At 69.9% G+C, this 21,084-nt stretch carries 16 protein-coding genes, 1 tRNA gene and 1 pseudogene; 10 read left to right on the top strand and 8 right to left on the bottom strand.

Going from position 1 to position 21,084, the window contains the following annotated elements; all coding sequences use genetic code 11:
- The coding region (locus FV234_RS21300) for a TPM domain-containing protein (protein ID WP_348643085.1) at positions 1-648 on the top strand (648 nt) is incomplete at its 5' end.
- Positions 649-1,050: 402 nt separating this feature from the next.
- Here FV234_RS21300 and moaA read toward each other — a convergent pair.
- Positions 1,051-2,070: a GTP 3',8-cyclase MoaA gene (moaA, locus tag FV234_RS21290; RefSeq protein WP_147754330.1), complete on the bottom strand. Its 1,020-nt coding sequence runs from the start codon at positions 2,068-2,070 to the stop codon at positions 1,051-1,053.
- Positions 2,071-2,247: 177 nt separating this feature from the next.
- Here moaA and FV234_RS21285 point away from each other — a divergent pair, with 177 nt between their 5' ends.
- Positions 2,248-2,688 (top strand): DUF971 domain-containing protein, encoded by a 441-nt coding sequence (locus tag FV234_RS21285; protein WP_147754329.1) that lies wholly within the window; start codon positions 2,248-2,250, stop codon positions 2,686-2,688.
- A 72-nt stretch (positions 2,689-2,760) separates the two neighbouring features.
- Here the strand turns inward: FV234_RS21285 and FV234_RS21280 are convergent, their stop codons facing one another.
- The 5 genes from FV234_RS21280 to nadA form a co-directional block, all read right to left on the bottom strand.
- Complete coding sequence (locus tag FV234_RS21280; RefSeq protein WP_147754328.1) at positions 2,761-3,420, bottom strand: L,D-transpeptidase; 660 nt, start codon at positions 3,418-3,420, stop codon at positions 2,761-2,763.
- 484 nt (positions 3,421-3,904) lie between these two features.
- On the bottom strand, positions 3,905-5,299 hold the full coding sequence (locus FV234_RS21275) for a cytochrome P450 (protein WP_147754327.1): 1,395 nt from the start codon (positions 5,297-5,299) through the stop codon (positions 3,905-3,907).
- 138 nt (positions 5,300-5,437) lie between these two features.
- Positions 5,438-6,292 (bottom strand): carboxylating nicotinate-nucleotide diphosphorylase, encoded by an 855-nt coding sequence (gene nadC, locus FV234_RS21270; protein WP_147754326.1) that lies wholly within the window; start codon positions 6,290-6,292, stop codon positions 5,438-5,440.
- Positions 6,289-7,806 carry an L-aspartate oxidase gene (locus FV234_RS21265; RefSeq protein ID WP_147831510.1) on the bottom strand — a complete coding sequence of 506 codons (1,518 nt, stop codon included), beginning with the start codon at positions 7,804-7,806 and terminating at the stop codon, positions 6,289-6,291. Before FV234_RS21265 ends, nadC begins: the two co-directional genes overlap by 4 nt.
- Positions 7,803-8,825, bottom strand: a complete 1,023-nt coding sequence (nadA, locus tag FV234_RS21260; RefSeq protein WP_147750061.1) for a quinolinate synthase NadA — start codon at positions 8,823-8,825, stop codon at positions 7,803-7,805. Before nadA ends, FV234_RS21265 begins: the two co-directional genes overlap by 4 nt.
- Before the next feature lie 284 nt (positions 8,826-9,109).
- Here nadA and FV234_RS21255 point away from each other — a divergent pair, with 284 nt between their 5' ends.
- From FV234_RS21255 to FV234_RS21220, 8 genes are all read left to right on the top strand, one after another.
- Positions 9,110-9,862, top strand: a complete 753-nt coding sequence (locus FV234_RS21255) for a sigma-70 family RNA polymerase sigma factor (RefSeq protein WP_147750060.1) — start codon at positions 9,110-9,112, stop codon at positions 9,860-9,862.
- 217 nt (positions 9,863-10,079) lie between these two features.
- A complete protein-coding gene (gene paoA, locus FV234_RS21250; protein ID WP_147750059.1) occupies positions 10,080-10,745 on the top strand; it encodes an aldehyde dehydrogenase iron-sulfur subunit PaoA in 666 nt (221 codons plus the stop codon).
- A gap of 12 nt (positions 10,746-10,757) precedes the next feature.
- On the top strand, positions 10,758-11,729 hold the full coding sequence (locus FV234_RS21245; protein WP_147750058.1) for a xanthine dehydrogenase family protein subunit M: 972 nt from the start codon (positions 10,758-10,760) through the stop codon (positions 11,727-11,729).
- A 27-nt stretch (positions 11,730-11,756) separates the two neighbouring features.
- Positions 11,757-13,982, top strand: a complete 2,226-nt coding sequence (locus FV234_RS21240; protein ID WP_147831508.1) for a xanthine dehydrogenase family protein molybdopterin-binding subunit — start codon at positions 11,757-11,759, stop codon at positions 13,980-13,982.
- A gap of 71 nt (positions 13,983-14,053) precedes the next feature.
- Positions 14,054-15,598 (top strand): AMP-binding protein, encoded by a 1,545-nt coding sequence (locus FV234_RS21235; RefSeq protein ID WP_147831506.1) that lies wholly within the window; start codon positions 14,054-14,056, stop codon positions 15,596-15,598.
- On the top strand, positions 15,595-16,434 hold the full coding sequence (locus FV234_RS21230; protein WP_238272700.1) for a glycosyltransferase family 2 protein: 840 nt from the start codon (positions 15,595-15,597) through the stop codon (positions 16,432-16,434). The genes FV234_RS21235 and FV234_RS21230 overlap by 4 nt, the downstream gene beginning before the upstream one ends.
- Before the next feature lie 13 nt (positions 16,435-16,447).
- Positions 16,448-16,539, top strand: a tRNA-Ser gene (locus tag FV234_RS21225).
- 85 nt (positions 16,540-16,624) lie between these two features.
- Complete coding sequence (locus tag FV234_RS21220) at positions 16,625-18,193, top strand: site-specific integrase (RefSeq protein WP_147831504.1); 1,569 nt, start codon at positions 16,625-16,627, stop codon at positions 18,191-18,193.
- A 955-nt stretch (positions 18,194-19,148) separates the two neighbouring features.
- Here the strand turns inward: FV234_RS21220 and FV234_RS21215 are convergent.
- Together FV234_RS21215 and FV234_RS21210 are read right to left on the bottom strand one after the other, a co-directional pair.
- Entirely contained in the window at positions 19,149-20,885 is a 1,737-nt protein-coding gene (locus FV234_RS21215) for a hypothetical protein (protein ID WP_147831502.1), read from the bottom strand.
- A gap of 87 nt (positions 20,886-20,972) precedes the next feature.
- Positions 20,973-21,084, bottom strand: a pseudogene (locus FV234_RS21210) (IS5/IS1182 family transposase); the annotation flags it as partial.

Below are 21,084 nucleotides of genomic sequence, written 5' to 3'. Positions count from 1 at the left end.
CCGGCGGCGGAGGGGCATCGGGTGACTGGTAGACCCTTGCTCGACGCCGAGGCCCGCGCGCGCATCGAGCGCGCGGTCGGCCACGCCGAGGCCGGCACCGCCGGCGAGATCGTCGTGATGGTGGCGGCGCGCGCCGGGCAATACCGATCGTTCGCGACCGTGGCGGCGCTCGTCGGCGGCTTGATCCTGCCCTGGCCCCTGCTCGCCCTGACCGCCTGGAGCACCGGGACCATCCTGCTGGCGCAGGCCGCCCTGGTGGCGGCCATCCTCGCGGCGGGACTGTCGGAGCGGCTACGCCTCGGCCTGACGCCGCGTCGCGTCCGCCGGGCGCGCGCCCGCGACGCCGCGCGCCGCGCGTTCCGGGCGCGGGGGCTGGGGCGCACCCGCGGGCGGACCGGCATCCTGCTCCACCTGTCGCTCGCCGAGCAGCATGCCGAGATCGTCGCCGACACGGGCATCCTGGAGCGGGTCGGCGACGCGCGATGGACCACGACGCTGGCCGACCTCACGGCCGCGCTCCGCGCGGGCGAGGCGGAAGCCGGGCTCCTGCGCGCGATCGAACGCATCGGCGCGGAGCTGGCGCGTCACGTCCCGGCCGGTCCCGAAAACCCCGACGAACTGCCGAACCACGTCATCGTCGTCGAGTGAGGCCGAGGATCGGATCGGGCCTTCGTCCAACCAAGTGATTCCGAAAACCGAGGGCTACCGGCTTCGGGCATCCGTACTCCTGCCGGTCGTACACTTGGCTGCTCGCCGCACGCGCATCACCTCGCCCCGCGTGCGGGGAGAGGGCTTTGTCGACCTCGTCGTCGGCAAAGCGAGGCGGCAGCCGACGGTGAGGGGGCTGAGCCGGAGGAGCCTCGTCCGTTGGCGCCCCCTCACCGTCGCTTCGGCTCCGCCTTCGCTTCCCGCACGGACGACGAGGTCCGTGCGGGCCTCTCCCCGCCTGCGGGAAGAGGGGGACCCGCGCGTGATCCGAGACCGTAACGCAATGGGGCGATATCGGTGGACCCGAGGAAGAATCACCGGCGTAAAAGCGCCGGGCGGGTCTCAGCCGCCGGTCACGCTCATGTGGCGGGGCACCGCGGCGGGGCGCTGGCGCTCGATGACGAAATCGTGGCCCTTCGGCTTGCGCGAGATCGCCTCAACCACGGCCGCGGTGACGAGCGCGTCGTCCGGCGAGGCGCGCAGCGCCGAGCGGAGGTCGGCGGCGTCCTCCTGGCCGAGGCACATGTAGAGCTTGCCGGTACAGGTCAGGCGGACGCGGTTGCAGCTCTCGCAGAAATTGTGGGTCAGCGGCGTGATGAAGCCGAGGCGCCCGCCGGTCTCCTCGACGCGGACGTAGCGGGCCGGGCCGCCGGTGTGGTCTGGAAGCGGCGTCATCGTGTAACGATGCTCCAGGCGGGCGCGGGCGACCGAGAGCGGCAGGAACTGGTCGGTGCGGTCGCCGTCGACCTCACCCAGCGGCATCACCTCGATCAGCGTCATGTCCATGCCGAGGCCGTGGGCCCAGGCGATCATGTCGGCGATCTCGTCCTCGTTCACGCCCTTCAGCGCCACGGCGTTGATCTTGACCTTGATGCCGGCGGCGCGCGCGGCTGCGATGCCGTCGAGTACCACCGGCAGGTCGCCGCGGCGGGTGATCGCGCGGAACTTGTCGGGGTCGAGGGTGTCGAGCGAGACGTTGACGCGGCGGATCCCGAGCTCGGCCAGCTCGGCCGCGAAGCGCCCGAGCTGGGTGCCGTTGGTGGTAAGCGTCAGCTCGTCCAGCGCGCCGGTGCCGAGATGGCGCGACAGGCGGCGGAACAGGTGCATGATGTCGCGCCGCACCAGCGGCTCGCCGCCGGTGATGCGGAGCTTGCGCACGCCGCGGTCGATGAACACCCCACAGAGCCGGTCCAGCTCCTCCAGCGTGAGCAGGTCGCGCTTGGGCAGGAAGTTCATCTCCTCGGACATGCAGTACACGCAGCGCAGGTCGCAGCGATCGGTCACGGAGATGCGCAGGTACGTGATCGCCCGCTGGAACGGATCGATCAGCGGTGCCGGCTGAGGGTGGCTCTGATGACCCATGCGGGACTCTGAACGCGACGACGCGGTTTCCGCGCGGGGATCGGATGACGAACCTAGCATGGATGCGCATATGATGGGACGCAGGCCCGCGGGCAAGCGCGTGCAGGGCCGCAGAGGCGCCGCCCGCCTCAGAAGTTGCAAGAGACGTCGCAAGAGACGTTACAAGGGAGTCCGACCGTGACCGAGGAACGCTGGCCGACCGAGATCCGGCTGTCGGGGGACAAGCGCGTGCTCAACGTCGCCTTCGACGACGGCGGGCGCTACGCGCTGCCGGCCGAATATCTCCGGGTGTCGAGCCCGTCGGCGGAGGTGCAGGGCCACTCGCCGGCCGAGCGCAAGGTGATCGGCGGCAAGCGCGCGGTGGCGATCCTGGAGATCCAGCCGGTCGGCAACTACGCGGTGAAGCTCGGCTTCGACGACATGCACGACACCGGCATCTTCGGCTGGAACTACCTGCACGAGCTCGGCCGCGAATACGATTCTCGCTGGGCGACCTACCTCGACGAACTCGCCGAGCGCGGGCTGGACCGCGAGACCGCGAAGGTCGCCCCGATCAAGGGCGGAACCGCGGCGAAGGGCGGATGCGGGAGCGGAGGCGGCGGGTGCGGCTGCCACTGAGGGCAGGCGGGGCAGCAAAAAAGGCCGGCGTCTCGGCCGGCCTTCTTTGCTCGTGGTCCGGGATCGACGCGATCAGCGCTGGACGATGACCTTCGTGCCGACCTTGGCGCGGGTGTAGAGGTCGATCACGTCCTCGTTGGCCATGCGGATGCAGCCCGAGGAGACGGCGGTACCGATGGTCTCCGGCTCGTTCGAGCCGTGGATGCGGTAGATCGAGCCGCCGAGATACATGGCGCGGGCGCCGAGCGGGTTCTCGATGCCGCCCTTCATGAAGCGCGGCAGGTCGGGGCGGCGGCGCAGCATGGTCGACGGCGGGCGCCAATCCGGCCATTCCTTCTTCATGGTGATGTTCTGGACGCCGCCCCAGGTGAAGCCGGGACGGCCGACGCCGACGCCGTAGCGCAGGGCCTCGCCGTTGCCGAGAATGTAGTACAGGCGGCGCTCGGCGGTGGAGACCACGATCGTGCCGGCCGAGTACGGGCCGCTATAGGCCACGGTCTCGCGCGGCACCGCCGACATCTGCGGGACGGTGGAGGCCATCGGGTCGGCGGCGTTCAGCGAGGCGTTGGCCGTCGGGACCGCGACGACCTGGACCGCCTGCGGGCGCACGCGCACGGACAGGGCGTTGTCCAGCGGCTGACGGGTCAGCGGGTCGATCTCGTAGGCGAGTGCGGGAGCCGCCCAGGCGGCAGCCGCGCAGACGAGCCCGATCAGGGCGAAGTTACGACGCATCAAGGCCTCTCAGAAGGCAGGCGAAAGCTGTGGAGAACGCGGTGGACGACGCTTCGGCACGTTGGCGTACCAAGTCTCGCCAAGGGGTAAACGAGCGCGGCCCAAAGCCAAGCCTGAAACCGCGCCGCACCATGGTTGGCGCCGCGCCGTGACACGGTGGCAACACTGTGGCAGCGTTGCCGTATCGTGGCGAAATCGCGCTCTGGCGGCGCCGTTCGAACGGGGATCGATCCGCCATTGTTTGCCGGCAGCGATCGAATACCGCGACGCCGCATCGAAGCCGGGATTTCCATGTCCTCGCGTCCCGCCGGGGACGGAACATCGCGCTGCCTTTGTAGTCTATTCGGCTCTGAACCCCGGTACGGATGCTGCGGCGGCAAGCTAGGAGAACTGCGCCCGTATCCTGAGACCACGGGCCACCTTCGGAAGCGCGTTCCTCATGATCGAGGACGCGCTTTTTCCTTGTCCGGTCCTGCGCTCGGGATCAGCGCGGCTCGACCAGGACGGGCAGGCCGCCCTTCGGCTGCAGGCTGATGGCACCGAACGGCACCACGGGCGCATCCGAGGCGAGGCGGAACCGGAAGCGGCGTCCGAGCACGGCGATCACCACCAGCATCTGCGTCATCGCGAAGGACGCCCCGACGCAGACCCGCGGGCCGGTCGCGAAGGGCAGGTACGCGAGCCGCGGCCGGCCGACGCCGTTGGCTTCTGTGAAGCGTTCGGGATCGAACAGGTCGGGGTCGCGCCACAGCTTCCGGTGCCGGTGCACGATCCACGGCATGACCGCGATGATCGCGCCGCGGCGAACCCGGTGGCCGGCGACCACGTCGCGCGCCGAGGCCTGCCGCAGGATGGCGGGGATCGGCGGATAGAGCCGCATCACCTCCTCGAGCACGCGGCGGGTGTAGGGGAGCCGGTCGAGGGCCTCGGGCGTCGCCACGCCGTCGGGCATGGCCGCATCGAGCTCGGCATGGAACCGCGCCTCGACAGCGGGATGCAGGGCGAGCAGATACCAGATCCAGGTCAGCGCCCGGACGGAGGCCGCGCCGCCGGCGATCAGGCTCGCCGCCTCGTCCCGGACCTCCGAATCCGGGAGTTCCTGCCCGGTCTGCCGGTCGCGGCCGTGGGCGAGGCGCCAGAGCAGGTCGTGCGCCCCGGCATAGTCCGGCTGGCGCCTTGCGGCGATCATCGCGTGCAGCTCGGCGTCGAGGAGCGGCAGCGCCGGGTCGCGGCGGTGGTGGACGAGGCGGTCCGCGAGCCAGGTCGGCTTCGGGATCAGGTCGATCATCCGCGGCTTGTGCGGCACCTTCGAGAGCCAGCGCAGGATCGGCAGGCCCGCCGGGTCGCCGCCGGTCACCACCTGGTTCCACAGCAGGGTCGAGAGACTTCCGACCGACCGCTCGATGTCCACCGGCGCAGTCGAGCCCGCCGACGCGACCTCGTCGGCGATGCGCCCGGCGAGGTCGAGCATCGCCGGCACGTCGGGGCGGATCGAGCGCGGATCGATCGTCGGCGTCGCGACGCGGCGGTGCCGGCGCCAGACCTCGCCCTCGCTCGCCAGCGTCCCCGTCCGCAGGTCGGTCTCGAACAGGCGGCGGATCGAGGTCACGCGCGGGTAGTTGTCGAACCGGTCGATCAGCACGTGCCGGATCGCCTCAGGATCGCTGACGAACAGGACCTGCTGGCTCCAGTAGTTGCGCGGGACCACAAGGGTCTCGAACAGCTCGGCGTCGCAGGCCGCCAGCGAGTTGGTGGCGGCGGTCTTGAGGAAGGTCCAGGTCGGCAGCCGGCGGGCCGGGCGCGGCGGCATTCCGGGAATCGGCGGCTGTTCGGGCGTAGCCGCCCCCTCCGTCACGTCGTCCTCCACGCCGACCGCCATGAGACCCCGTCCCGACATCCGCCCGGGCCGAAGGATGCCGGACCGCTTCGCCTCGCGCCCGAGGCGACGGAGCCATGCGGCGTCGGAGGCCTCGGCACAAGGCCGTCGCCGCGAGGGCCCGGCCCGCCGCGGATGCGATCAGGCGGCGTCGAGGCCGAGATCGATGATCGCGGCGCTGTGCGTGATCCAGCCGCAGGAGATCAGGTCGACCCCGGAGGCCGCCACGGCGCCGACCGTGGACGCGTTGATCCGGCCGGAGGCCTCCGACAGCGCGCGCCCGTCGATCATCGCGACCGCGCGGGCGAGCTGCTCAGGGCTCATGTTGTCGAGGAGCACGGCGTCGGCGCCGACCGACAACGCCTCCTGCAGCTGGTCGAGGGTGTCGACCTCGACCTCGATCTTGACGAGGTGCCCGGCCCTGGCGCGCGCCCGCTCGATCGCCGGGACGATGCCGCCGGCGACCGCCACGTGGTTGTCCTTGATCAGCACCGCGTCGTCGAGGCCGAAGCGGTGGTTGGAGCCGCCGCCGGCGCGCACCGCGTGCTTCTCCAGGGCGCGCAGGCCCGGCGTGGTCTTGCGGGTGCAGACGATCGAGGCCTTGCCGTGCGGCCGCGCCGCCTCGACGAGGCCGGACGTGGCGGTGGCGACGCCCGACATCCGGCAGAGCAGGTTCAGCGCCACGCGCTCGGCGGTGAGGATCGCGCGCGCCGGCCCCGACAGGCGGATCACCACGTCGCCGGGGGCGACCCGCGCCCCGTCGCCGCGCTCGATCACCGCCTGGACGGCCGGGTCGACCAGCGCGAAGGCGATCACCGCGGCGTCGACGCCGGAGATCACGCCGTGCTGGCGCGCGGCGATGACGCCGTCGAGGCGGGCATCCGCCGGCACGATCGCGTCGGTGGTGATGTCGCCGGCGCGGCCGAGGTCCTCCAGCAGGGCTGCGCGGACGATCGGCTCCACGAGGAGCCGCGGCAGGGGCAGGATATCGCTCATCGGGCCATCGCCTCGTCGGTGCGCTCGGGTTCGGGCATCACGGCGTGCAACGTCGTCTCGCTGTGCCGTGCCGGCGCGGCGTGGGGGAAGTCGCTGCGCCAGTGGCCGCCGCGGCTCTCGCGCCGGTCGAGGGCGGCCTGCGCGATCATCACGGCGGTGAGCGCGGCATCGCAGCCCGCCTCCGCCAGCGGCGTCAGGGCGTCGACGGCGGCCCGAAGCCCGGCCTCGTCGCGCACCACGCCGACGTGGCGCTCCATGGTCTGCCGGATCGCCGGCAGGTCGCCCGCCGGGCGCTCGGTGCGGATGTCCGGCACGGCCGGCCCCGGCGGCATCGCGTCCAAGGCGTCGGCGATGAAGCCCGAATAGGCCAGCGCCTCGAGGAGCGAGTTGCTGGCGAGGCGGTTGGCGCCGTGCAGGCCGGTGGAGGCGACCTCCCCGTTCGCGTAGAGGCCAGGGACGCTCGACGCGCCCGCGCCGTCCACGCGGATGCCGCCCATGTGGTAGTGCGCGGCCGGCCGCACCGGGATCGCCTGCCGCGCCGGGTCGATGCCGGCTTGGGCGCACAGGCCGGCGACCGTCGGAAACCGCGTCGCCATCGCAGCGCCGAGCGCCCCGCGCGTGTCGAGGGAGACGGTTCGGCCGCGCGCCAGCGCCTGGAAGATGCCGCGGGCGACGACGTCGCGCGGGGCGAGGTCGCCGCCGGCGATGCCCGCCATCACGGCGGCGCCGGTCTCGTCGACGAGGCGCGCGCCCTCCCCCCGCAGCGCCTCGGTGGCGAGGGGCATCGGGTCGGCCCCGACGGCGATCGCCGTCGGGTGGAACTGCACGAACTCGAGGTCGCGCATCACCGCGCCGGCGCGTGCCGCCAGCGCCAGGCCCTGACCCGTGGCGCCGCGCGGGTTCGTGGTCGAGGCGTAGAGCGCGCCGACGCCGCCGGTGGCGAGCACCACCGCCCGGGCGGGGATGCGGAAGCGGGCGCCGTCGCGCTCGCACACCACGCCGGCCACCGCCCCGTGCTCGTCGCGCAGCAGGTCGTGGACCGAGGCCGTCACCAGCTCGATCGAGGGCGTGGCGAACACCGCCCGGACCAGAATCTCGAGGACGCGGGCCCCGGTGGAATCGCCGCCGGCCCGCACGATCCGGCGGCGGCCGTGGGCCGCCTCCAGGCCGAGGGCCAGCGCGCCGGCGGCGTCGCGGTCGAACGGCGCGCCGAGGGAGACCAGCCAGTCGATCAGCCGCGGGCCTTCCGCGGCGACCCGCAGGGCGACCGCGGGATCGGTGAGGCCTGCGCCGGCGGCCTCGGTGTCGGCGGCATGAAGCGACGGCGCGTCGTCGGCGCCGATCGCGGCGGCGATGCCGCCCTGGGCCCAGCCGGTGGCGGTGCCGAGCCCGAGCGGCGCGGCGCTGACGAGCGTCACCGGTCGCGGCGCGAGCCGCAGGGCGACGCTCAAGCCGGCGACGCCGGCGCCGACGACGACGACGCGGTCGGCGGGGTTGCGCGAGAACGCGTTCATCGCGCACCCACCGCGAGCATGCGCTCCACGGCGGCCCGCGCCCGGTCGGCCAGCGCGGGATCGACGACGACCTCGTGGGTCATGGTCTCCAGGGCGTGCCGGATGTTCGACAGGCTCATGCGCTTCATGTGCGGGCACATGTTGCAGGGCTTGATGAACTCGATGTCCGGGTTGGCGGCGGCGATGTTGTCGGCCATCGAACACTCGGTGACGAGCACGACCTGGGCCGGGCGCTTCTCCAGGACGAAGTTCATCATCATCGCGGTCGAGCCCGAGAAGTCGGATTCGGCCACCACGTCCGGCGGGCATTCGGGGTGAGCGATGACGGTGACGCCGGGATAGCTCTCGCGCACGTCGCGGATGTCGGCGGGCGTGAAGCGCTCGTGCACCTCGCAGTGGCCGGCCCAGGTCAGGATCTCGATCTCGGGCAGCACCGCCTGGACGTTCTGCGCCAGGAACTCGTCCGGGATCATCAGCACGCGCTTCACGCCGAGCGAGCGGATCACCTCCACCGCGTTGCCAGAGGTGCAGCACAGATCGGACTCGGCCTTCACCGCGGCCGAGGTGTTGACGTAGGTCACGATCGGCACGCCGGGGTACTTCGCGCGCAGGCCGCGCACGTCCGCGGCGGTGATCGAGTCGGCGAGCGAGCAGCCGGCGGCGAGGTCCGGGATCAGCACGGTCTTGCCCGGATTGAGGAGCTTGGCAGTCTCGGCCATGAAGTGCACGCCGGCGAGCACGATCACGTCGGCCTTCACCGTCACCGCCTCGCGGGCGAGCGCCAGGCTGTCGCCGACGATGTCGGCCACCGTGTGGAAGATTTCCGGCGCCTGGTAGTTGTGCGCCAGGATCACGGCGTTGCGCTCGCGCTTGAGGCGGAGGATCGCCTCGATGTCGGGCACGAGGGCCGGCCACTCGATCGCCGGGATGTGCCGGCTGACGCGGGCGTAGATGTCGGGCAGCGGCATCCCGGCGGGGACGGCGCGGGGGGCGGAGACAGGAAACGCGGTCGACGCCATGGCGCCCTCCATTATGCTCAGTTTGAGCATTGTGCCGCCTAAGTTAGGCGCGCCGCATCGCCCTGTCTAGATATGCTGAGACTGAGCATAACGGTTTTGCGACGCACCCGCCCGCATGCGTCGCGACACGCCGCCCGTCCACACGAGCCGCGTCGGCGCCGACCCAGATCGCCGCAGGCCGAAATCGCTCGAAGATAACCTATGTTGCTGCGGTGCCCGAACGATTGCGCGAAATCCCGATTGGGTGCCGAGGCGCCATCGGAACTCCAGCTGCGCGGGGCACGATGCTCATCACCACGGAAGACTGTAACGGCACCTCGGAATCCCTGTCCGTCGAGGCGCCGAAACTGTCCGATGCTATCCGCATCCACCTGGGTGAGCATCTAAGAACCACCTATGCCGCCTCGATGCAGGCCCCGCCGCCGCCGCATCTCGGCGACCTGCTGGCGCGGCTCGAGGCCCTGCTCGCCGACGCGAAGGGGCGCGACGACGCGGCGTTCCGCGCCGGCCTCCTCGAAGCGGCGACCAGCCTGCACAGCTTCGCCATCTCGCTGACGCGCAACCCGTCGGCAGCCGACGACCTGGTGCAGGACACGATGCTGCGCGCCTGGCGCAGCCGCGGCAGCTTCAAGGTCGGCACCAACCTCGGTGCGTGGCTGTTCACGATCATGCGGAACGCTTTCTACAGCGTGCACCGCAAGCACGCCCGCGAGGTCGCCGACAGCGACGGCGACCACGCCGCACGCCTGACGAGCCTGCCCGAGCAGGGCGGCCATCTCGACCTGCAGGACGTGCAGGCCGCGCTCGGGCGGCTGTCGCCGCCGATGCGCGAGGCGCTGATCCTGGTGGCGGTCGAGAACGTGTCCTATGAGGAGGCGGCCGCGATCCTCAAATGCCGGATCGGCACGGTGAAGAGCCGGGTCTGGCGCGCCCGCGACCAGCTCGCCCACATGCTCGGCTACACCGGCGCCGAGGTCGGGGCGGACCACCTCACCCTGTCGGCGATCGGCGAAAGCGCCGTCGGCGTCGGAGCCTGACCGAAGCGGCGGCGCGCCTGCGAGCCTCCACGACGCCGCCTGCGCGACGCCCGGTTGCTTTCTGCCGATCGCATTCTTCATCCAGTTGCGCCGATACGGCGCAGTTTGGAACGGATCGAATCAATCCGTCTGGCGTTCCCGTTGCGACACCGCCCTGCGGGCACGCCCTTCGCCCGCACCACAGCGCCCGGCATGCCGGCCGCACGGGACAGCGAGCATGACGGACAAGACACGAGACGGCGCCTTCGCGCTGACCCGGCGGACGCTGGTGGAAAGCTGTGCGGCCGCCGCGGCGGCCACGGGCTTCGGCGTTTCGGCAAGGCCTGCCTTCGCCACGGAGCCCGGCGACCCGGCCCCGCAGATGCTGCCGGTCCGCCTGACCGTGAACGGCACGGCGCACGACCTCACCCTCGACACCCGCACGACGCTCCTCGACGCGTTGCGCGAGCATCTCGACCTCAACGGCTCGAAGAAGGGTTGCGACCACGGCCAGTGCGGCGCCTGCACGGTTCTGATCGACGGGCGCCGGATCAATTCCTGCCTGACGCTGGCCGCGATGCACGAGGGCGACGCGATCACCACCATCGAGGGCCTCGGCACCGAAGAGCAGCTTCACCCGCTTCAGGCCGCCTTCCTCCACCATGACGGCTTCCAGTGCGGATACTGCACGCCGGGCCAGATCTGCTCCAGTGTCGGCATGCTGTCGGAGGCCAAGGCCGGCTGGCCGAGCCACGTCACCGAGGACCTCGTCGGCAAGGCCGACTTCACCGATGCCGAGATCCGCGAGCGGATGAGCGGCAACCTCTGTCGCTGCAGCGCCTACCCGAACATCGTCGCCGCGATCCGCGAAGTGGCGGATTCCTCCGCCGGCACCGAACTCTAAAGGGCGCGCGCGATGAAAGCCTTCACCTACGAGCGCCCCGCCACCGTGCGCGACGCCGCCCGCCTCGCGGCCGAGCGGCCGAACGCCAAGTTCATCGCCGGCGGCACCAACCTGCTCGACCTGATGAAGCTGCAGGTCGAGACGCCGACGACCTTGATCGACATCAACCGCCTACCGCTCGACAAGGTGGAAGCCACCGCCGACGGCGGCCTGCGCATCGGCGCACTTGTGCGCAACTCGGACCTCGCCGCCGACCCTCGGGTGCGCAAGGATTACGCGGTGCTGGCCAAGGCCCTGCTCGCGGGCGCCTCAGGGCAGCTGCGCAATAAGGCGACCACCGCTGGAAACCTGCTTCAGCGCACCCGATGCTACTACTTCTACGACACGTCGAAACCCTGCAACAAACGCGAGCCCGGCTCGGGCTGCTCAGCGATCGGCGGGTTCAACCGCATCATGGCGGTGCTCGACACCAGCGACGCCTGCATCGCCACCAACCCGTCCGACATGAACGTCGCGATGCGCGTCCTCGATGCCGGCGTCGAGACCCTGTCGCCGAACGGCGCGACCCGCACGATCCCGATGGCGCAGTTCCACCGCCTGCCGGGCGACACCCCGCAGATCGAGACCGCTCTGCAACCCGGCGAGATCATCACCGCGGTGACGCTGCCGAAGCCGGTCGAGGGCCTGCACGTCTACCGCAAGGTCCGCGACCGCGCCTCCTACGCCTTCGCTACCGTCTCGATCGCCGCGGTGATCGGGAAGGCGGACGGCAAGATCACCCAGGCGCGGATGGCGTTCGGCGGGCTCGCGCACAAGCCGTGGCGGGTCGAGGCGGCCGAGGCCACGCTCGCGAAGGGCGGCAGCGCGGACGACGCCGCCGACGCGGTGCTCGCCGGCGCCCGCGGCTACGGCACCAACGACTTCAAGATCCCGCTGACCCGGCGGACGCTCCGCGCGGTGGTGACCGACGCCACCCGGACCTGACCGTCCCAAGCTTCCAGGATGAACGCCATGGAGATGAACCAGCCGGTCGGCAAGACGCCGCTCGACGACAAGGCCGACGGCCTCGTCGGGCGGCCGATCGACCGCATCGACGGCCGCCTCAAGGTGATGGGGCGCGCGCCCTACGCCTACGAGACCCGCGAGGTGAAGAACCCGGCCTATGGCTTCATCGTCGGCGCGACGATCGCCGCCGGCACGATCCGCTCGATCGACACGGCCGCAGCCGTGAAGGCGCCGGGCGTCATCCATGTGATGACCCACGAGAACGTGCCCGCGCAGGGCGAGAAGAAGGAGCAGGTCTGGCCCCAGCTCACCGGGACGAATGTCGCGTTCTTCGACCAGCCGGTGGCCTTCGTCGTCGGCGAGACCTTCGAGCAGGCCCGTGCCGCGGCCAAGCTCGTCAAGGTCGCCTACGACGTCCGGACGCCCAAGGCATCGCTTCGGGCGGCCCTGCCGCAGGCGATCGAGCCGAAGAAGGTCCAGACCGACCCGGACTCGAAGCTCGGCGACTTCGACGGCGCGTTCGCGTCCGCCCCGGTCAAGCTCGATGTCGAGTACACCACCCCGACGCAGATCCACGCCCAGATGGAGCCGCATGCCACCATCGCCTCCTGGGAGGGCGACAAGGTCGTGCTCTATACGGCGAACCAGATGCTCAACCGAGGGCAGAAGTCGTTGGCCTCGGTGCTGAAGCTGCCGGTCGAGAACGTCCGGCTGGTGAGCCACTACATCGGCGGCGGCTTCGGTTCGAAGCTCCAGCCGATGCCGGAGGCGACGCTGGCGGCGCTGGCCTCCAAGGCGACCGGGCGCCCGGTGAAGGTCGCGCTGACCCGGCAGCAGGAATTCCACGTCGCGACCCACCGCACCGACACGATCCAGCGCATTCGGCTGGCCTCGGATCGCGATGGCAAGCTGACGGCTCTGTCGCACGAATCGTGGTCCGACACCGCGCAGGGCGACGAGTTCTACGAAACCTCGGCCAACGTCACGCGCTCGCTCTACGCCGCGCCGAACCGCATCACCCGCCACCGCCTGGCCAAGCTCGACCTACCGATCGCCTCGTCGATGCGCGCGCCCGGCGAGGCCGTCGGCATGTTGGCCTTCGAGTGCGCCATGGACGAGCTGGCCGAGCAGATCGGCCTCGATCCGATCGAGTTGCGCGTCCGCAACGAGCCGACGCAGGACCCCGAGAAGCAGGTGCCGTTCACGGTGCGCCAGCTCGTACCGTGCATGCGGGAAGGGGCCAAGCTCTTCGGCTGGGACCGGCGTAAGCCCGCCGGCACGACGCATGACGGCAACTGGATGGTCGGCATGGGCATGTCGGCGGCGGCCCGCCTCAACCCGCTGATGCCCTCTTCGGCTTCGGTGAAGCTCGGTGCCGACGGATACCTCACCGTGCGGATGGCGATGACCGACATCGGGACGGGCACCTACACCATCCTCGCTCAGATCGCCGGGGAGATGATGGGCCTACCAATCGAGCGCATCCGCGTCGAGATCGGCGACACCGCCTACCCGGCGGCCTCCGGCTCCGGCGGATCGTTCGGGGCGGGCTCGGCCGGCTCAGCGCTCTACGTCGCCTGCGCGGCTTTGCGCGACAAGCTCGTGGCGGCGACCGACCTGCACCCGGATAGCGTCGTCTTCGCCGACGGGCGCGTCACCTCCGGCAACCGCTCGGAGGCGCTGGTGGACCTCGCCGGCGCCGACGGCGTCTCGGCGGAGGGCGAGATCAAGCCGGGCGCCTTGAAGGAGAAGTACTCGCACTACTCGTTCGGCGCGCACTTCGCCGAGGTCGGCGTCGATCGCGACACCGGCGAGATCCGGCTCCGCCGGATGCTCGGCGTCTTCACCGGTGGGCGCATCCTCAATGCGAAGACCGCCCGAAGCCAGGCGATCGGCGGGATGACCTTCGGCGTCGGCGCAGCATTGATGGAGGATGCGGTGATCGACGAACGCACCGCCACCTACGTCAACCACGACCTCGCCGAGTACCATGTCCCGGTGCACGCCGACATTCCGGCGATGGATGCGGTGTTCCTCCCCGAGGTCGACGACAAGGCCAACCCGCTCAAGAGCAAGGGCCTCGGCGAGCTGGGCATCTGCGGCGCCGGCGCGGCTCTGGCCAACGCCGTCTACAACGCCACCGGCATCCGCATCCGCGACTACCCGCTGACGCTGGACAAGGTGCTGAAGGGTTTCGAGGAGCAGGACGGACGGGCCCCGCGCCGGGCATGATCGACACCGCAGGTTGACGGCGGCACGTTCGGTGGACATCCCGCGATGAGCCAACATCCGGGAGCCACACCATGGTGTCCGCCGACCGCCATCCCCCGCCCCGCTTCAACGCGACGCGCTACTGCCTCGGGGTGAACGCCGAGGCGCGGTCGGAGAAGACTGCGCTGATCCTGGTCGGCGCGGACGACGCGGTCGAGAGCCTGACCTTCGCCGAGGCCGACCGGGCCGTGCGCGGAATCGCGGCCGGGCTCCTCGCCCGTGGGCTGCGCCGCGGCGACCGGGTGATGATCCGGATGGGCAACGAGGCCGACTACGTCCTCGTCTACTTCGCTGCGCTCGCCGCCGGGCTCGTCGCCCTGCCCTCCTCGCCGCAGCTGACGCCGGCCGAGGCGGCGTTCCTCATGGAGAATTCCGGCGCGGCCGCGGTCGCCGTCGGCGGAGGCTGCGTGATCGAGCCGGCCGACCTCGGCGACCGCATCCTCCTCGACGGCGCCGCGATCGCCGCGATGAAGGCCGGAGACCCGATCCCCGACTACGCCGACACGGCCGCCGACGACCCGGCGACCCTGGTCTACACCTCCGGCACCACGAGCCGGCCGAAGGGCGTGCTGCACGCCCACCGCACGATCTACGGGCGGCGCCCGATGCTCGACCACTGGCTCGGACTGTCGGAAGCCGACACGATGCTGCATGCCGGCACGATGAACTGGACCTATACGCTCGGCGTCGGCATCACCGATCCGTGGTCGGTCGGGGCGACGGCGGTGCTCTACAACGGCCCGCGCGACCCGGTCGTCTGGCCGCGGCTGATCGCGCGCCAACGCGCCACGATCTTCGCCGCCGTCCCGAGCCTCTACCGCCAGATCCTCAAATACGGCGACCCGGCCGCCTTCGACCTGTCGAGCCTGCGCCACGGCTGCACCGCGGGCGAGGCGCTCCCCGGGGACGTGCTCGACGCCTGGACCCAAGCCACGGGAAAGCCGCTCTACGAGGCGCTGGGCATGAGCGAGATCTCGACCTACGTCTCGACCGGGCCGACGATCCCGCAGCGCCGCGGCTCGCCCGGCAAGCCGCAGCCGGGCCGTCACGTGGCGATCCTCCCCGTCGCCGGACCGCCCGAGCCGCTGCCGCCCGGCGAGACCGGCCTCCTCGCCGTCCACCGCTCGGAGCCTGGCCTGATGCTCGGCTACTGGAACCGCCCCGACGAGGAGGCGCAGGTGATGCGCGGCGACTGGTTCGCCGGGGGCGACCTCGCCTGCCTCGATGCGGAGGGCTACCTCTGGTTCGAGGGCCGCAACGACGACCTGATGAATGCGATGGGCTACCGCGTCTCGCCCAACGAGGTCGAGGGCGCGCTGATCGCCCATCCGAGCGTCGCCGAGGCCGGTGTCGCCGAGTTGCCGGTGCGGGCCGACGTGTCGGTGATCTGCGGCTTCGTTGTGCTGCAGCCGGGCGCGGAGCCGGATGCCGACGCGCTGATCGCGTGGTGTGCCGAGCGGCTGGCCGCCTACAAGCGCCCGCGCGAGATCCGCTTCCTCGACGCCCTCCCCCGCACCGCCAACGGCAAGGTGCAGCGCAAGCGGCTCGCCGCCGCGGCCGGAGCTCGTAGCACGTGACCGCGAACCCGCCGAACGGCACGATCGCCCTGCCGATCTCCGTCTTCATCATCGCCCGCAACGAGGCGGACCGCATCGGCGCGACGATCCGCGCGGTGCGAGACCTCACCGACGACCTCGTCGTGGTCGATTCCGGCTCGACCGACGGGACTCAGGCGCTGGCCGCCTCGCTCGGCGCCCGGGTGATCCACAACGACTGGCCGGGCTACGGCCCGCAGAAGCGCTTCGCCGAGGACCGGTGCCGCCACGACTGGCTCCTGAACCTCGACGCCGACGAGGTGGTGCCCCCCGACCTCGCGAGTGACATCCGCGCCCTGTTCGCCGAGGGCGAGCCCGGCAAGGCCGCCTGGCGCATCGCCATCGCCGAGGTCTTCCCCGGCGAGAGCCGCCCCCACCGCTGGGCCTACGCGCTGACGCCGGTGCGGCTCTACCGGAAGGACCGCGGGCGCTATTCGCCCTCCCCCGTCCACGACCGCGTGGCGCTCGAGCCCGGCGTCGAGCCCGGGCGGCTGAAGGGGGTGATCCACCATTTCTCGGTGCGCTCGCTCGGCGACCAGCTCGACAAGCTCAACCGCTATTCCGACCAGCAGGCCGACGACCTCGAGGCGCGCGGCGTCGCGATCCCGACCTGGCGAGTGTTCGTCGAGCTGCCCGGCAACTTCCTGAAGGCGTATCTCGGCCGCCGCCACTGCATGCGCGGCGTCTACGGCTTCCTCACCGCGATGAACTACGCGATCTCGCGCCACCTGCGCATCGCGAAACACTACGAGCGCCGAAGGGCCTCCGCGGCCTCTCCGCCCCGAGATTCGCTTGACCGCCCCGGTCCGACCTCTTAGAGCCGACGACGCTGGAGACGTGGCCGAGCGGCTGAAGGCACTCGTTTGCTAAATGAGCATACCCAGAAATGGGTATCGAGGGTTCGAATCCCTCCGTCTCCGCCACCACACTAAATTGTGGTGAATTCGCCGTAGCTTGCTCTCGGACAATGGCCTTCTGGACGCCCGGTGGTACACACGGGTGGTACACATGGCCCTGGCGATGGCGACTCCCTGGCTGCATCCGCGATCTGGCTTCTACTACCTGCGCCGGCGTGTCCCGAAGGAGCTGAAGGCGCTCGTCGGCAGCGGCGAGATCCGCCGCAGCCTCGGCACGCGCGATCCCAAGGAAGCCAAACGTTTGTTCCCCGCTGCGCTCGCGGCACTCGAGGAGCAGTGGGCCAACCTGCGCGACGGCCCCCAGGCTTTAAGTGAGCGGGCGTGCATCGAGATGGCGGTTCGTATCGGTGAGGAATTTTTCGCGCACCACCGGGAGGCGCCGAGCCATCAGACGCAGTGGTCGGTCGACGTCGGTGAGGACCTGTTCAAGCAGTCAGCGACAGAACTCGATCTGGCGCGGCCCGCCGTCGACCTGATCACAGAGGGCTTCGATCGCCACGCGCTCAAACGCGAGGAGATGCGCGCGTGGTGCGACGACACCGCCGATCACTATCTTTCGCAGAACGGGTTGCGCGTCGACGCAGACAGCCGGAGCGAATTCGTCCGGGTGATCGCCGAGGCGACGCAAGCCGCGGCGTTGAGCCTGCGCGAGCTGAGCCAGGGTGCGCGTCGGGCGTTCGAGAGGCACACCACAACGGCGCCGATCCCGTTGAGCGAAAGTCGAAGCACACGAGTACCGGCGGTACGAGCGGCATCGGAACGCACTGCGCAGGCGGCTGCCGTTCCGTTCGAAACGCTGATCACGGGCTGGCTGCGCGAGCGGCAGCCTGCGCCTAAGACCGCCTACGTCTTCCCCCGTACCGTACGGGAGTTCATCGGTTTCGCTGGACGCGACGATGCGGCAGCCGTGGGAGAAGACGATTTGATCCGCTGGAAGGACGCGCTCCTCGGCAAGGGGCTGCGCGGTTCGACTATCCGCAATGGTAAGATCGGCCCGGTACGCACGATCCTGCAGTGGGGGGTCGACAACAAGAAGCTGTCGACGAACGTAGCGCGCGGTATCAAGGTGACGACCAAGGCGCGTGCTCAGGACCGCAAGCGCGATCCCACCGAGGCCGAGGTGGCGATCATCCTCGCGGCAGCCTCTGCGGCGGAGGACAGCGTGCGTCGGTGGGTGCCGTGGCTGTGCGCCTATTCCGGCGCTCGCGTCGCCGAAATCTGCCAGCTGCGCAAGGAAGATGTCTACACTGACGGGGATATCCACGTCCTGGCCATCCGCCCGGAGGCCGGGTCGCTCAAGAACGAGAATTCGGAGAGGACCATCCCTGTCCATCTCCGCCTGATTGAGAAGGGTTTTCTTGAATTCGTCGCAGGTGCCAAGTCCGGGCCGCTGTTTCCGGACCTGCCGCCTGACCGCTTCGGCAGCCGAGGCGGGAATGGCTCCAAGGTTCTGAGCCGTTGGGTTCGGTCGCTAGGAATGAAAGACCCACGCATGCAGCCCAACCATGGCTGGCGGCACCGCTTTTCGACCCTTTCGCGCGATCACGGCTTACGCGAGGACGTGACGATCTACATACTCGGACGACAGAAGACTGTGAGCGGAGCCTACGGCGGCTACGGCCTTAAAATGCTGCTCGAGCAAATGTCCAGGATCCCTTGACGTTACCGCGCTGCGATCTGGCGGGGGGCATAGTTTCTAGCGCGCAGGTCATGTCGCTCCAGCCGCGACACGCCACGCCCCTCAAGGGCCCCGAGCCTCCATCGCTAACCAGGCGAGATGGGGACCGCCGGGTAAAACTCCGAAGGGCATCGGAGAGAAGGGTAAGCTCGGCGACGAGCGTGCTCAGGATGGGGTACAAGGCTTCGCAGCCATCCCCCAAAGACGATGCACCACCCCGATGGATCGGAGGGTGACATCTTATCTGCGCTGGCCACCGAGATGGTGGGAAGCAGTGCGTAAAGGCCAACAGCCCAACCCTGGCCTCCCTATCATAAGGTTGCACTTCCGATCCAACGGCCGACCGACGCCTCGCAGCTTGCGAGTTCGATCCGGACGGCTGGCTTCGCCGCCGCTAGGCGAAGCCTTGCTCTTCGAGCAAGACAGCCTCCCTCGGCCTCCCCTAGGAAGACAGATAAGAGCCCTCAATAAAGAGGGCTGCGACAACCCTAGAACCCTAGGAGAAGGCTACATGACGCCGTCCGACATGGAGAAGGTCGGCGGTGGCTATCGCGGTTTGCGTTCCGCCGGGACACCATCTTCCGTGACAGCGATGCCGGCGCCCTCGATCAAGACGGGCTGGATGCCTTCATCCGCCTTGTCCGCCCAGCCCCACGCACCCGGCTTGGCGACGCCGACGATACCATTTCCATCACGGACTTCTAAATCAGTCCGTGCCCGGCTTTGGATCCGGGACATCGACGGCCCCGCTGTTATACGGACGCCGAAATCAGCCGGCGCCACGGGGCTTCATCGACAAACGGGTCCCACCATAAGCCTGATGTCGACGGTGTCAACGGTGTCGACGGTGAAGCCCCCTGCCCCCTGCTGATGCTTCCGGATTGGATCGTGACCGGTGCTCACGCGCATGGCGCAGCCATTGTCACTGCTATCATTGCTAGCGCTGAAGTCGCCAGTCATGTGCGTATCTCTCGGCCAGCCAGGCCTTCGACATGCGGCGCCACACCGTCTCGAAGGTCGTGCCTTCAGAACGGGCACGGTTCTCAAGTGCGGTCCTCAGCTTGCCTGCGATTCGCTTGTCGAACGGCTCGGTCAGGGCAGCCTCGGTACAATCGCGGCGACTCAAACCAGCCGCCACAAGTGCTGCCTGGACGCGGGCGGCCTGCGCGCGCCGGTCACCGGCGGCCGCGCGCATTAGTTCTCCGACCGCCGTCGGCGTCTCGGCCACAAGCTCCGGCCAAGTCGCGAGGAGCGCCGCCAGCCAGACCGGCTCTAGGAGCCGGTTGACCGCATGCATCTTACGTTCACCGTGGGCGGCGATTCGCCGGCACAGAGCGTGCAGCCGCCCGGGCAACCCCTCACCAGCCTGCGCGAGGAGGGCGAATAGGGTTTCGTCCCGCGCCATCCCATACCCGCCGGCGATCTCCGCAAGGAACGTTAGCGACTCGCCCGGCGTCAGCGGGCGCACCCTATAGTCGTGGCAGCGCGACCGTCCGGCCACGCGCACGGCGTCCCGGTTCCGGGCAAGCAGGATGAAGGTCGCCCCGTGGTCGATCTCCATCGACTGAAGGGACTGGTCGAACAGATCCGACGGATAGTGATCAGCGTTTTCGATCACTACGGTGCGACATCGGCTGAACCCCGTCACCGGTAGGGCCTCGACGATGTACTTGGTGACGCGCTTCCGTCCCTCGCGATCGGCTCCGTCGATCCAGAACTGGCCGAAGGCGCCGTTCTCGTACCCTTTGCAAGACGGACAGGCGTCGCATGGCGCCAGCGCGCGGTCCGACGCCTCGCATAGACGCGCCTTGGCGAGAAGATGCGCCAGGGTTCGTCGCCCGACCCCGTCGGGACCGTAGAGCAGGACGTTGGCGCCATCGTCGTCCAAGACGTGCCGGCGCAGAGCATGGACCGCCCCACCGCGTCCGACGACGTCGCAGAACCGGCGCACCGGGAGCCGCAGGGTTGTCACATCGACCGGTGTTCTTGACTGCGGAACGGCGCCGGCGGGTGTGTCCGTGATGGCCTGGGCGGCCATAAGCCCGACATGTAAGTGCCGCACCCACCATGGCCCTGCGTCGCGCTTCGCTCCGAGCGTATCCGCTAGTGTCTGAACAAGATCACCGTTTGACACCCACGTCTTATACGCGTTGACCTCCGAACGATCCTCGTCGTCGTTGGGCCGGTCGGTAGCCTGCACGATGAAGGCTTCGAGCGCACGCGAGATGCCCGACCACCGGCTGTCGAGAGGGTCTGCTGTCCTGATGGCTCGACGGTCGAGGAAGTCGTGGCCGAGCGCGTAGAGGGTGCTCTCGAGTCTGTCGGGCCCCCGCCGGTAACTCGCCTCTACATCCAGCACGTCCTCGAGGACCGGCTGCCACGCGAGCACCAGCGCCGCCCAGAGGACGACATCGCCCGGGGCCGCCATGCCGTCAATGTTACCCGGCAATTCCCCCGCCTTCCGAGGCGCGCCAGGCTCAAGCAGCCGAGCAGTGATCCGGTAGAGATCTCCCACCACCGCGCGTGCGGACCGACCCTGCCGAGTGCGGCGAGCGTCGAATTCCTCCAGCAGTGCGACCAGCCCGTGCTCGGTCCCTTGTCGGAGGAATTGGCGCATCTGGCGCTGCAATGCGGAGCGCCGCCGTCCCGGCGGCTCGCTCGCGCGATAGCGCATCGGGTCGAACCGGTTCGTGACGCGATCCGTACTCAGCAGGATGCGAGTGTCGAAGGCTTGGATGAGCGGGGCTAGGTCGCGGACTCATTAAGTTCGTAGCCAGACGCGAAGGGCAGCGAGTTTGACGCTGGCGAGGAAGTTGTCCGGGTCTTTGTCGTAGCGCGTGGCGACGGCCCGGAAGTGTTTGATCTTGCTGAAG

This window comes from Methylobacterium sp. WL8, from assembly GCF_008040045.1.
Taxonomy (GTDB): domain Bacteria; phylum Pseudomonadota; class Alphaproteobacteria; order Rhizobiales; family Beijerinckiaceae; genus Methylobacterium; species Methylobacterium cerastii.
Note: the sequence above shows the minus strand (reverse complement) of the source record. Positions and strands in the feature narration are given on the sequence as shown.